Raw genomic sequence first — 13,170 nt, 5'->3', positions numbered from 1 at the left:
GTGGGGCAAGTCAAGCTTGTCTCTGCGCGACCCAACCCCCATATAGGTTTCAACAAGCAAGGAGATGCCGATGCAAACCCGCAACAAAATTTTGGACGATATGTCCCAGTTGATGACAAACGCGATGGGCGTGGCTCAGGGCGCAAAGGACGAAGCAGAAACAGCGATGAAAAGCTGGATGGACCGCTGGCTGGCTGACCGAGATTTCGTCACCCGCGAGGAATTCGACGCAGTACGCGCCATGGCGCAGAAAGCCCGAGAGGAAAACGAAGCCCTTCGCGCGCGCATTGACGCGTTGGAAACGAAGAAGTCCAAGGGCTGATACGGACAGGCAGACAGGTGATCGTGATCATTCTGTTACTCGTCTGTTTTTCAGGTGTTACATATCGCGGCTAGTTGGCAGGCAAGCGCGCAACACGCGCGCTGCCAACTTCAGGAGTACACCGATGAGAAAGACGCTCGCCTGCCTTCTGGCTGCCACGTCGCTGACACCCGCCGCCCTTTTCGCAGATAGCCTGACCCGCGTTGCTACCGTGCAGCTTGGTGCCGAGATCACAGGCATCTATGAGCAAGGTCCAGACCTATTTTTCAACACGCAACATCCCGAAAAAGACCTGCAAGGGCCATTCTCTAAGGCCAGTGTGGGCGTTATTTCAAATGTGAATTGGCAGGCTGCCAACTTGCCTGCTCCGATCGCAGCCGCTGATAAGGCCCGGGTTGTGTCAACCCTTGGCGACTATCAGATTCTGATGCAGGAAGGCGATGACGGGATCGTCGGAATTATCAAAACCATCGCGGGCAAAGACCTGATCTCCTCAAACGACCCGGATTTCAACGGCTTTGTGCCAACGGGCGAAAGCTCGGGACTTTTGTTTACCAACTGGGAGAACCGCCCAGGTGGGATGAGCCGCGCGGCTTTGACCCGCAGCCCGGATGGGACTTGGTCAGTCGGCGACGTGTCGATGATCGACTTTTCTGGTGTTCGCGGCACTTGGGTCAACTGTTTCGGCACAATGTCGCCATGGAAGACACCGCTTTCCTCAGAGGAACTATACTTCGACAATTCTTCAGACTGGAACAATCCCGGGTACAAATACCATGATGGACAGCAGGATCTTGCGACCTATCTGGGCAGCTATCCCAATCCATATGACTACGGCTACATAGTCGAGATTACGGACCCGGTTGGTGCTGCCGCTCCAGTAAAACACTTCGCACTTGGTCGCTTCAGCCATGAAAATGCGGTGGTAATGCCCGACAACCGCACGGTCTACTTGTCCGATGATGGTACCGGTGTTGTGTTTTTCAAGTTCATTGCTGACGTGGCCGGGGACCTTAGCGCAGGAACGCTTTATGCCGCGAAGGCGACCCAGCAAGTTGACGGCAACGCTGCCGACAGCGCCACGACGGGATTTGATATCGAGTGGATCGAACTGGCCCACGGCACAAACGAGAAAATCGAGGATTGGATACGCGCCTATGACGGCATTTCACCTGCGGATTTTGTCGAAGGTCAAAACAGCTACATCACTGAAGCCGACGTAGCGGCCTGGGCTGACGGTAAGGCCGACGATGACCGTGTCGCTTTCCTAGAAAGCCGCAAGGCCGCAGCCGCGAAAGGTGCCACGGCAGAATTTCGCAAGATGGAAGGTGTGAATATCAACTATGATGGCGCAAAGGACGGCTCGGTTCCATATATGTATGTGGCGATGTCCTCTATCGGGAAAACCATGGCCGATGGCGAAGGTGATGTACGCCTCGAAGCCAATAAGTGCGGTGTGGTTTACGAAATGAAGCTCGATGCTGATTTCGATGTCGCATCCATGGTGCCGGTTGTGGCGGGCCACGGCTACAACAAAGACAACGCGCCCAACGCTTGCCCGGTGAGCTCTATTTCCAACCCCGATAATTTGATCGTCCGTAAGGACGGATCAGTTGTCATCGGCGAAGACACCGGTAACCACGAAAACAATGCCATGTGGGTCTGGACCCGTGGACAGGGTTGATCGTCATTACTCAAATACCGGGCGCAGCTTGTGCCCGGTAGCTCCCGGTTTTTCTTGTCACAGAGCCCCTATTTTGCCAGCACACGTTACTTCAAAATCGGGGGCTTTTCTGGATCTGATCCGGGCGCGACCGGTTCAATCCGCTGGGGTTCAACGGGTACAGGCAGATCAAAGCGAAGGCCAAAGACCTCAAGCTTGCCCGCAATCTGATCATCACCTTTGAAGAACCCGACATCCATCACGCCAGCCTCTAGCCCTGAAAATGTCAGCGCCTCCTGCGCCGCACCTGCCAGTGCATTTTCGGCACCGAAAGCGGCGTCTATAAAGCCCAATAGATGTCCTTTGCGGCCATCTGAATACGTTACACCTGCAAGGCAGGCGTGGCGCGCAAGCCCACCTGCGCTTGACAATTTGGTATCCAAAGCGGCGATCAATGCGGCTGGAGCAGACGGGCCGTGAACCTCGGCAATGCGCGCGTCCACCGTTTCTGGCCCGGTCCCCAAAGTGTCTGACAGCCAGGACAGAGCCTCTGCCGGGATCAGGATTGATGAGGGTGCAACACCTAAATTAACACCAAGCCCGATGTCTTGCCCCGCCAATATTCCCGCTATGACGCGACCGGGCAGGGCAGCGTAGGGTGCGGCGGCACCAACGAACTCGGCCAGCCGATCCTCGCGGTCGAACACCAACACATAGGATCGATCCTCAAGCTCAAAAACCTCGGGTTCGACATCGTCGTTCACGGGTTCTTGCTTCAAAAGCAAAAACAACTCGCCATCGGCAAGGCGCTCATAGAACCCTAGCCGCGCGGTGTCATCGTCCAGATCGGCCTGCATCGCGGCATGGGCAACATCAAGTCGGGTTTGGTCGGTCATTCTGGGTCCTTGTGGTGCGTGGGCTGTGCCAAGACCTTGGATACGCATGCGCGCAAGGCGGGCAGAAGGTCGGCTTCAAACCACGGATTTTTCTTAAGCCAACCGGTATTGCGCCAAGACGGATGTGGCAAGGGAAAGAGCTGTGGCGCATGATCACGCCAACTTGCGACGGTTGTCGTAACGCCAGACTTTCCGCCCAGGTGACGCGCTTGCGCATAGCCCCCGACAACAAGGGTGAGCGGCACATTGGTAAGTGCGGCGTCAACGCGATCCCCCCAGGTCTCAGCACAGATTTTCGGGGGTGGAAGGTCTGAGCCCTTGGCATCATACCCGGGAAAGCAGAACCCCATCGGCGTAATAGCTATCCGCGACTTGTCATAGAACACGTCCCGGCTGATGCCCATCCAGTCCCTCAATCGATCACCCGACGGGTCATCGAAGGGCAGGCCAGATTTATGAACCCGTAACCCCGGAGCTTGTCCGATTATCCGCAGCCGAGGATTGGGTCGAAACCACACTACAGGACGTGGCGCATGCGCGGTTTCTGTCTCTGCAAAACGTTGTGTGCAAATTCGGCAGGTTTCAATGTCTTGGATGAGGGTGCTCATGGTTCACGAAGGTAGGGTCAGGGGGGCGAGGATGCAATATTTCGATAATTATAGAAATAAGAGTTGCGTTTCGAATTCATTTCTATATTTCTAGAAATATGAAACAAGAATCTTTTGACCCGTTGAATGTCGATATCGCCGCATCTCAGTTCGCAGCCTTAGGCTCCGAACATCGTCTCTCTGTCCTGCGTACGTTGGTACGTGCAGGCCCCAATGGTTTGTCCATCGGAGCGCTTGGAGAACGCTGCGGCGTCACTGGGTCCACGCTTACCCATCATATGAAAATTCTCGCGGCAGCGGGATTGGTCACACAAGAAAAGCAGGGGCGCAGCATCATTTGCGCCGCCGCAGAATACGACGTTATGCGTGCATTGTCTGACTACCTCCTTTCAGAATGCTGCGCAGATTGCCCAGAAGGAAAGGGTCACGATCATGGCTGACACAACCCATTCGCATCCGTCACATCCACCCACGAAAAAGTGGAAGATCGATAAGGCCTGGGTCACTATCCTACTGATCCCAGCGGTGCTGGCGGTGTTCGCACCGGCCGAAGTTTGGCCGATGATTACCTTCGCATTAACTGCGTTGATGCACACAGCACCGTTTATCCTGTTTGCAATTCTGGCCGTCGCATACTTGAAGGCCACGGGCGCCGAGAACCTGCTGGCGCGTGCTTTTGAAGGGCGAGAGGTGCGAATGATCGCACTAGCGGCTTTCGCGGGCGGTCTGTCTCCATTCTGTTCATGCGAGGTTATTCCCTTCATCGCCGCACTTCTGGCCGTCGGAGCGCCTTTGTCTGCTGTCATGGCCTTTTGGTTGTCTTCACCTTTGATGGATCCCGCGATGTTCGCGATTACGGCGGGCACCTTGGGCAGCGGTTTCGCGATTGCCAAGGCGGCTGCCGCGATCTCGATCGGGCTGTTTGGAGGGTTCACGGTGCGCGCCTTTGCGAAAACCGCGCTGTTTGCAGACCCACTGAAGAACGCGCCAGTGTCGTCTTGCTGCGCGTCGTCAGGCTGTGGGACAGGTTCAGGGGCCGATGTCTATTCGGGCGATGTGAACTGGAAGTTCTGGCATCAGGCTCATCGCCGCCAAACTTTCCGCGATACTGCGCTTGAAAACATGCTCTTTCTCAGCAAGTGGCTGCTGTTGGCCTACATGATCGAGGCGTTGATGTTGCGCTATGTGCCCGCTGAAATGGTGGCACAGGTGTTGGGTGGCTCGGGTATCGGTCCGATCTTGCTGGGGGCCCTCGTCGGCGCGCCGGCCTATTTGAACGGCTATGCCGCTGTACCGATGGTTGCAGCTTTGCTTGAGCAAGGCATGTCAAACGGCGCGGCGATGTCCTTTGTCATCGCTGGTGGCGTCAGTTGCATCCCTGCGGCTATTGCGGTGTGGGCGTTGGTCAAACCCCGTGTTTTTGCCGCGTATCTTGGGTTGGCGATGATCGGAGCGGTAATTGCTGGCTTGGCATGGGGAGCCATCGCCTGACCACATCTAAGCCCGGGCTTGCCGGTCAGCCATTGTCGTTTCACTTCTGTTGCAGTATTTTCAGATGTTAACGAAAATGGCTGGTCGTGCCTTGGATGCAAGCCGCTGGGCCGCGACCTGTTCATCAAAACAGGATAAGGCAATTCATGTATCGCGTTTGGAATTTCGTTTCGACCTATTCGATTCTTCTGATCAGTGGCGCTGTTGTTGCACTGGTTTGGGCCAATATTGATCCACACTCTTATCATCATGTGGTGGAATACCCACTTTGGTTTAACGGTTGGATCGGCGTGGACATCCACCATTGGGAACACGCTTACGGCAACGCGGCGCATCATTTCGAATATGGTGACGTGGAGAAAGTTGTCACATTTCACTATCTTATCAATGACATGCTTATGGCGCTGTTCTTTGCTATTGCGGGTAAAGAAGTGTGGGAAGCCGTTATCCTTAAGAACGGATCATTACGTGGTAAGAAGGCCGCGACACCGTTGGTGGCAACGGCCGGTGGCATGCTTGGGCCGATTGCGGTCTATCTGGGAATTGCATATTTTCTTGGGTCGTCGACCTTCGATGCTGTGGCCCGTGGCTGGGCGGTTCCGACAGCGACCGACATCGCCTTCAGTTATCTTGTGGGCCGGATTGTATTCGGAGCAGGACACCCGGCTGTTCGCTTCTTGTTGTTATTGGCCATCGCTGATGATGCGGCAGGGCTGATTATTCTGGCGATTTTTTATCCCACAGGAGAGCTGGCACCGATCTGGCTACTGTTGTCAGTTACGGCCTCTGCTTCGGTATACCTGCTGTTCAACTATCTGCCTCGGTACTTGGATCGCGGCAATCAGCTGCGCCCTCGTTCAACATGGATTCGAAAAAACTTCGGCTGGCACCCTTACGCCATTGCAGGGTGTCTGAGCTGGTATGGATTTGCCCAAGCTGGCATTCACCCAGCTTTGGGTCTGCTGCCCGTGATCCCGGCAATCCCGCACGCCGATCGCGCGTTTGGATTGTTTGCTGAGGTTGAAAAATACCTAACCGATACGCTGAACCAGATGGAGCATGCGTTGGCTATTCCGGTCGACATCGTCCTATTCTTCTTCGGCCTGCTGAATGCGGGGGTAGAGTTCAACGCGATCTCCGAAGCGACATGGCTGGTCCTTGCTGGTCTTATTATCGGTAAGCCTGTTGGGATCTTTTTAATGGGATGGCTTGCGGCCTATCCTATGCGGCTTGGGTTGCCTGCCGGTATGCGTTCGATTGATTTGATAGTCATTGGTTTTGTTGCGGCTATTGGCTTTACGGTTTCGCTGTTTATTGCGTCCGTCGCCTTCCCAGCTGGCCCGGTTCAGGACGGAGCGAAAATGGGTGCGCTGTTCAGCTTTGGCGCTGTATTCTTGTCGATCGCAGCGGGAAAAGTCTTTCGAGTGCAAAAGCAAAACAACTAGTCAACAGGCCTAACACGGTTGCATATTACCCATGTTGGGTCGATCTAGCGGTTTAAATGATGACATTTTTCTTGAATAATTCCCCGCGTTTTCTACCTGGCCATTGAGTTTTCGCGGTGGTTTTCGACATAATGCTGCCTAAGTAAGCGATTATAGCGCTACGTTAAGAAAGCCTGTGTAGAAACAACAGGTGATAGCAGTGCCGGAGCCGCGAATGCTCGAATTTGACAATGTCAGCAAGTCCTTTTGGACGGGACAACAACGCAAGGTCATTCTCGACAATGTGTCCTTTCGGGTTGAGCTGGGGAAGTCTCTGGGCATTCTGGCCCCCAATGGTACGGGCAAGACGACTTTGATCAATATGATGGCGGGGCTTGAGAAACCGGACGAGGGTGAAATCCACCGCAACTGCCGGATATCCTTCCCGCTTGGCTTCATGGGTGGCGTAATTAAGAAGCTCTCGGCCAAGGAAAATGCGCGGTATATCGCTCAGATTTATGGCCTGGATCCGGATTATATCGAAGCGTTTACGCGCTGGTTGTGTGGGTTAGAAGAATACTACGACTTTCCTGTATCGACCTACAGTTCGGGGATGATGTCGCGATTTACGTTTTCACTTCTGCTAGCGTTGGATTTTGATATGTATTTGATCGACGAAGGGATGCCACAGGCGACAGATGCTGAATTTAACCGAAAGGCGGGTAATGTCCTGCGGGAGCGGTTGGAACGCTCGACAGTGATCGTCGTCTCACACCAGGCAGAAACGCTAGAGAAGTTTTGTCAGTCCGCAGCCGTGTTGCGGGATGGCCAGTTTTATATGTTCGAAACTTTGGAAGAAGCGAAACGGTTGTATGACTACCAAACCCAGGGCTAAGAAATTTCGCATCAGCCGCTCGTCGCGTTTGGGCAATCCCGATGCCCCTGCGGGTGCAAAAGGCGGCGACGTATTCGCGCAGCGTTTGCAAGCTGCGACGGAACAAAACAACGGCGAAGCCACTGCCGCTTCGGACAGTTCGTCAAAACCTAACCCTCTGGAAGAGCTTGCCCAAGCGCCAACCGAGGATGGATTCCCTAAAGAAGGTTTCACACAAAAACCATCTGCGACTGCCGGAGAGGCAGAAGACACTGACTATGCTGAGATTGAAGCGATACGAAAAGAGGGTCTTACAGGCCGTCAATTGCGCATGGCACGTCGGGTTGCACAGAAGCATGGTATTGCGGTGGAGTCGGATTTCGACGCAGTGTTGAAGCTACGTCGTGCAGGGATTGACCCCTTTAAGCGGTCGAACATGCTGGAGCTGGTAGGCGCCGATGGCGGTGGCCGAGGATTGGGGGGCTCCAGCAATCTGCCTCAGCCTCTAAATGCTCCTCGCTTGCCCGCAAACCACGTTTACGATGATACGGATCGGGCAAGGACAGTGCGTGAAATCCAAATGGATATCGTGCGCAGACGACGGCGCAAGCTCGCATTTCTCTTTGCGCGGCTCGCGTTTTTTGTGTTTCTGCCGACGATCATCGCGGGCATTTATTATTATAACTATGCAACGCCGATGTACGCCACGAAGACTGAGTTTGTGATCCAAAAAGCCGATGGCGCTGGGGGAGGGGGCTTGGGCGGTTTGTTCGCGGGGTCCGGGCTTGCCACGTCGCAGGACAGTATTACCGTGCAGAGCTATCTAACCTCTCGCGATGCGATGCTCCGATTGAACCAAGACCTTGGTTATAAGGCGGTGTTCTCGGCGCCTGACATCGATGTTATTCAACGGTTAGGTCCCGATGCGTCGAACGAGCAGGCCTACAAACTTTACAAGAAATACGTAAAGATCGGGTATGATCCAACAGAAGGTATCATGCGAATGGAAGTTGTCGCGCCCACTCCTGCACTCAGCGAGGATTTCTCGGAAGCTCTGATTTCTTATGCTGAACAGCGCGTTGACAATCTGACCCAGCGCCTGCGCGAAGACCAAATGGAAGGGTCTATTGCGAGCTATGACAAGGCAGAGCGGGACATGCTGACAGCGCAGGCTGAAGTGCTGCGACTACAGGAAGAAATGGGGGTTTTCGATGCCACCTCGGATGCTTCTGCGCTGATGGCTCAGGTCACGGGTTTTGAAAGTCAGCTGCAAGAAAAACGACTGAGCCTTCAGCAGCTTCTCGACAACACCAGACCGAACAAGGCCCGGGTCGATGGCCTTCGCGGTGATATCGGACGACTTGAGGCCTTGATCGCCGAACTTCGTGGCAGGCTAACTGAAGCTGGTGGAGAAAACGGGTCACTCGCGTCGATTAGCGGTAGGCTTAGAATCGCACAGACCAATCTGGAAACACGTACGGTGCTGATGCAACAGTCCCTCCAGCAGCTCGAAGTTGCACGAGTCGAAGCCAACAAGCAGACACGGTATCTGGAGCTTGGCGTGCGGCCTGTTGCGCCCGACGAACCAACCTATCCCCGATCGTTTGAGAACACGATACTCGCGTTCCTGATCTTTTCGGGCGTGTATTTGATGGCGTCGATCACAGGCTCTATTCTGCGCGAACAGGTGTCAGCCTGATATGAAGCGTATTGGCGTCGGCGATATCCAAATCGGCAACGATCAACGGTTGACGATCATTGCTGGCCCTTGCCAGTTGGAGAGCGTCGATCACGCGGTCGACATAGCAGGCTTCGTATCGGAAGTCTGTGCGAGACAAGGCGTCGGCTACGTCTTTAAGGCTTCGTTCGACAAGGCCAACCGAACTTCAGTGTCAGGGCGCCGTGGCCCGGGCCTGGATCGCGGCCTTGTTGCTCTTGCCGAAGTAAAAAAGCGATTGAATCTGCCGGTTCTGACTGACGTCCATTTGCCCGATCAGTGCGACGAAGTGGCAAGCGTCGTCGATATTTTACAGATACCCGCTTTCCTTTGCCGGCAAACAGACTTGTTAATTGCAGCCGCCAAGACGGGACGCCCGGTCAATATTAAGAAGGGACAGTTCCTGGCGCCGTGGGACATGGATCATGTCGCTGAAAAGGTCGTTTCAGCCGGCAATAAACAGATCATGTTGACCGAGCGTGGAACTTCCTTTGGTTACAATACTCTGGTTACAGACATGCGTGCATTGCCACGTATGATGACAACGGGGTTCCCTGTCATCATGGATGCCACACACGCAGTGCAAATGCCGGGCGGGCAGGGGACGTCGTCTGGCGGGCAAAGAGAGTTCGTACCGGTTTTGGCCCGCGCGGCGGTATCGCTTGGAATCGCTGGGGTGTTCATGGAGACACACCCTGACCCGGACAACGCGCCGTCGGACGGACCAAATATGGTGCCGCTGGATCAGATGGATCAGATTGTCGCCGATCTTGCAGCGTTCGACCGGCTTGCAAAGCAAAGGCCCCTGCGCTGATGGATGTGCGAATTTGCCCAAGCGGATTTCGTGAATATGATGTTAGATGGCGCTATCCAGAGGATATTGACTTAGAAGGCCTCTACCGTGTCGGACTTGGCTTTGGTACTTTGCTCCAGAACCGCGGGAACGGGTTGGAGATTGTGCTGGGGCACGACTATAGAAGCTATTCTGCTGATGCGAAGGATGCGCTTGCAGGGGGCTTAACTGCGGCGGGTCTTTGGGTCTCCGATATCGGCATGGTTTTGTCACCTGCCGCCTACTTCGCCCAATATCACCTAGGCATTAACAATGTTGCAATGGTAACGGCCAGCCACAATCCAAATGGTTGGACCGGTGTGAAATTTGGCTGCGATTTCTCTTCGACGCTCGGTCCAGAAGATGTTGCTGAGTTAAAACACATCGTCATGACGCAGGCGTTCAAGCCTAGATCAGGTGGTGGGATAACCCGAGTGTCAGGCCTGAAAAAAGCCTATATTGACGATCTTGTCACAGGCGTCTCGATCGCTCGCCCCTTGCGGGTTGTGTGTGCCACGGGAAACGGCACGGCGGGCGCATTTGTGCCCGAAATTCTGCGCCGCGCTGGGGTCGAAGTGATCGAGCGGCATTGCAACCTTGACCATGCCTTTCCGCATTATAACCCCAACCCCGAGAATCTGGAGATGTTGCGGGATATGGGGGAAGTTGTCCGCGAACACAGCGCAGATCTTGGTTTGGGCTTTGACGGGGATGGGGACCGAATTGGTATCGTGGACGAGAACGGTGAAGAGATTTTCTCGGACCGGTTGGGCCTGTTACTTGCCCGAGACCTTGCGCCGCGATTTCTGGGCGCGCGCCTTCTGGTGGACGTGAAATCAACCGGGCTTTACGGGACTGACCCAGTGCTGGCGAAAAATGATGTACATGTAAGCTATTGTAAGACTGGGCATAGCCACATGAAACAGGCCCTGCGGCAATCTGGGGCGTTTGCCGCGTTCGAGAAGTCCGGGCATTTCTATTTCGCTCCGCCACTCGGTCGCGGCTACGATTGTGCCCCGGCCGTTGCACTTCGTCTCTGCGAGTTGATGGACCGGCGTAAGTCCGATTCTGTCTCCCAATTGGCTGCCGACCTTCCACAGTGTTGGACATCGCCGACCCTTTCGCCTTTCTGCCCGGACGATCAGAAATACAAGGTGGTCGAAAAGCTCACCAGCCGGCTTGAACAGATGTGTCGCAACAGCGAACCTATTGCCCATCGAGAGATCGTACAAATTCTCACGGCCGATGGTGCGCGGGTGCAATTTGCAGACGGCGACTGGGCGCTGGTCAGAGCATCATCGAACACGCCCAACCTTGTGGTCGTATGCGAGAGCCAGCACAGCCACGCCGATTTAGCCGCGTTATTTAACGCGTTCGACACCGTTCTCCGCAGCACATGCGATTTCGGAGCATACGATCAGCTGATAGACTGATCGCAGCGCTGTGGTACCCAGCGAGCCTCGAGTTGGGGCCGTTGTATGTCGGAGACTTTCAGCTTTGTAGGTCAAGCGGTTGATGCAGTGCGCTGCTCCTCCAACTGGCCCGGTTCAATAGATATCTGATTCTGAAAAATTCCTCTGTTTGGGGGTTGCACCCTAGCGGCGCTTTGGCTAGGAAAGCGCGCACCGTTGGGGTGTAGCCAAGTGGTAAGGCAACTGTTTTTGGTACAGTGTACCGTAGGTTCGAATCCTACCACCCCAGCCAAGCTTTTCCCTTCGAACAGCTCAGATATCTGCCTCGTCGACTCACTTGCCTTCGCGTCGGAAAGTGCCCCGCTTTCTGCCCCTTTGCAGAGTCTTGGATTGGATTGGTCTATGGCCAATCTACCAACAGAGGGTCCGCTCTTTCCTGATCTAACGGTCAATAGCCGCGAACCCGCACAAAGCCCAACCGAGGTTACACCGTTTTGTCGAGCTTGATGACGTCCCGCTCTGTTTTTGTCAGACCTGGCTTGGAAGCCAGAGGACGATGATTGGGAATGCGACCAGAAGTGCGATTGTGATGGCATCGGCAATAAAGAAGGGCGTGACGCCTTTGAACACATCCTGCACGCTAAGGTCATCGCGCACACCGGCGACGACAAAGCAGTTCAGGCCGATCGGAGGGGTAATTAGGCAGAACTCGGCCATTTTCACGACGAGGATTCCGAACCAGATCGCACACATGGGACCTGACATGCCGAAAGTGCTGTCTGCGGCAGACACGGCCTCGCCTCCGTTCAGGGCCATGACGGCGGGGTAGACAACGGGTAGGGTCAAAAGGAGCATGCCGATGGCATCCATGAACATACCCAACACCGCATAGGCCAACAGGATGCAGACGAGGATCAGCATGGGCGACAGGGTCAACGAAGTGATCCAGTCAGAAAATGCGCTGGGCAGTTCGGCAAAGCCAAGGAAACGAACATAGACGAGCACGCCCCATATGATGGTGAAGATCATCACTGACAGTTTGGCGGTTTCCAGAAGGGCATCTTTCAGCTGGGACCAGCGCATGCCCTGATAAACGGCCATCAGAAAGACCACAAATGCGCCGATCGCGCCGCCTTCTGTGGGTGTGCCCCAAGCGTCGCCGCCAAACGGGTTGTAGACGAAGAAGATGATGGTCACGACGACAAAGACGATGGGCAATGCGGGAGGGAGAGAGGCGAAACGCTGCCTCCATGTGAAGCCGGATACGGGCGGTCCGAAGCCTTTGATGGTGACCGCCATGCCGATGATGAGCAGCCCATAAATCACCGCCGAGAACGCGCCGGGGATGAAGCCTGCGAGCAAAAGTTTGCCCACGTCTTGTTCAACGATGATGGCGTAGATCACCAAGATGGCAGAGGGCGGAATGAGCGAGGCAAGCGTGCCACCCGCCGCCACAACACCCGCCGCGAAGCGTTTGTCATAGCCGATTTTCAGCATCTCGGGGATGGCGATCCGCGCAAAGACGGCGGACGTGGCAACAGAAGCGCCCGACACGGCGGCAAACCCTGCGGTTGCAAAGACGGTGGATACGGCCAACCCTCCGGGCACCCAGGCCAGCCAGCGTTTGGCGGCTTCGAATAGTGCTTTGGTGAGACCTGCGTAGTAGGCTAAATATCCGATCAGAATGAAAGTGGGGATCAAGCTGAGGGCTTGGGACGAGATTTTCGAGTGGGGTACCTGACCAGCGGTTTTCACCGCGATGGTCATGGCTTTGCCAAAGCGCGCGGGATCGTAGCCAAATTTGGCCCAGAAAATCCAGATAAGCCCGATTAAACCGGCAAGCCCGGCGGCAAACGCCACACGCATTCCCAGCACGACCAGAACGAGCATCCCGCCCGAAACGATCAGTCCAATTTCGATAGGCTCCATGG

General features: G+C 55.0%; 12 protein-coding genes and 1 tRNA gene. 10 read left to right on the top strand and 3 right to left on the bottom strand.

Annotated elements, in window-relative coordinates; genetic code table 11:
* Nucleotides 1-70 precede the first annotated feature (70 nt).
* The gene (locus tag V6N04_RS02475; protein ID WP_371168528.1) at nucleotides 71-322 is read left to right on the top strand and encodes an accessory factor UbiK family protein; all 252 of its coding nucleotides are present in this window, start codon (nucleotides 71-73) and stop codon (nucleotides 320-322) included.
* A gap of 124 nt (nucleotides 323-446) precedes the next feature.
* Nucleotides 447-2,006, top strand: coding sequence for an alkaline phosphatase PhoX (locus V6N04_RS02470; protein WP_371168527.1), 1,560 nt, complete (start codon nucleotides 447-449; stop codon nucleotides 2,004-2,006).
* 86 nt (nucleotides 2,007-2,092) lie between these two features.
* On the opposite strand, the gene V6N04_RS02465 is transcribed toward V6N04_RS02470, so the two are convergent.
* A complete protein-coding gene (locus V6N04_RS02465) occupies nucleotides 2,093-2,881 on the bottom strand; it encodes an SseB family protein (protein WP_371168526.1) in 789 nt (262 codons plus the stop codon).
* The gene (locus V6N04_RS02460) at nucleotides 2,878-3,489 is read right to left on the bottom strand and encodes a uracil-DNA glycosylase family protein (protein ID WP_371168525.1); all 612 of its coding nucleotides are present in this window, start codon (nucleotides 3,487-3,489) and stop codon (nucleotides 2,878-2,880) included. The genes V6N04_RS02465 and V6N04_RS02460 overlap by 4 nt, the downstream gene beginning before the upstream one ends.
* Nucleotides 3,490-3,587: 98 nt before the next feature.
* On the opposite strand from V6N04_RS02460, the gene V6N04_RS02455 reads away from it, so the two are divergent.
* The 8 genes from V6N04_RS02455 (at nucleotide 3,588) to V6N04_RS02420 (ending at nucleotide 11,531) form a co-directional block, all read left to right on the top strand.
* On the top strand, nucleotides 3,588-3,929 hold the full coding sequence (locus V6N04_RS02455; RefSeq protein WP_371168524.1) for an ArsR/SmtB family transcription factor: 342 nt from the start codon (nucleotides 3,588-3,590) through the stop codon (nucleotides 3,927-3,929).
* Nucleotides 3,922-4,980, top strand: coding sequence for a permease (locus V6N04_RS02450; RefSeq protein ID WP_371168523.1), 1,059 nt, complete (start codon nucleotides 3,922-3,924; stop codon nucleotides 4,978-4,980). The genes V6N04_RS02455 and V6N04_RS02450 overlap by 8 nt, the downstream gene beginning before the upstream one ends.
* A gap of 146 nt (nucleotides 4,981-5,126) precedes the next feature.
* On the top strand, nucleotides 5,127-6,425 hold the full coding sequence (locus V6N04_RS02445) for a Na+/H+ antiporter NhaA (protein ID WP_371168522.1): 1,299 nt from the start codon (nucleotides 5,127-5,129) through the stop codon (nucleotides 6,423-6,425).
* A gap of 214 nt (nucleotides 6,426-6,639) precedes the next feature.
* Entirely contained in the window at nucleotides 6,640-7,299 is a 660-nt protein-coding gene (locus V6N04_RS02440; protein ID WP_371168521.1) for an ABC transporter ATP-binding protein, read from the top strand.
* Complete coding sequence (locus V6N04_RS02435; protein ID WP_371168520.1) at nucleotides 7,277-8,977, top strand: KpsE/RkpR family capsule polysaccharide export protein; 1,701 nt, start codon at nucleotides 7,277-7,279, stop codon at nucleotides 8,975-8,977. Before V6N04_RS02440 ends, V6N04_RS02435 begins: the two co-directional genes overlap by 23 nt.
* Before the next feature lies 1 nt (nucleotide 8,978).
* Nucleotides 8,979-9,809 carry a 3-deoxy-8-phosphooctulonate synthase gene (gene kdsA, locus V6N04_RS02430; protein ID WP_371168519.1) on the top strand — a complete coding sequence of 277 codons (831 nt, stop codon included), beginning with the start codon at nucleotides 8,979-8,981 and terminating at the stop codon, nucleotides 9,807-9,809.
* Entirely contained in the window at nucleotides 9,809-11,260 is a 1,452-nt protein-coding gene (locus tag V6N04_RS02425) for a phosphomannomutase/phosphoglucomutase (protein ID WP_371168518.1), read from the top strand. The genes kdsA and V6N04_RS02425 overlap by 1 nt, the downstream gene beginning before the upstream one ends.
* Before the next feature lie 196 nt (nucleotides 11,261-11,456).
* Nucleotides 11,457-11,531, top strand: a tRNA-Gln gene (locus V6N04_RS02420).
* Between the two features lie 236 nt (nucleotides 11,532-11,767).
* On the opposite strand, the gene V6N04_RS02415 is transcribed toward V6N04_RS02420, so the two are convergent.
* On the bottom strand, nucleotides 11,768-13,168 hold the full coding sequence (locus V6N04_RS02415; RefSeq protein ID WP_371168517.1) for a TRAP transporter large permease: 1,401 nt from the start codon (nucleotides 13,166-13,168) through the stop codon (nucleotides 11,768-11,770).
* Nucleotides 13,169-13,170 lie beyond the last annotated feature (2 nt).

The organism is Aliiroseovarius conchicola, from assembly GCF_041403445.1.
Lineage (GTDB): Bacteria > Pseudomonadota > Alphaproteobacteria > Rhodobacterales > Rhodobacteraceae > Aliiroseovarius > Aliiroseovarius conchicola.
The sequence above is the reverse complement of the archived record's forward strand: the minus strand, read 5'-3'. Positions and strand labels throughout refer to the sequence as shown.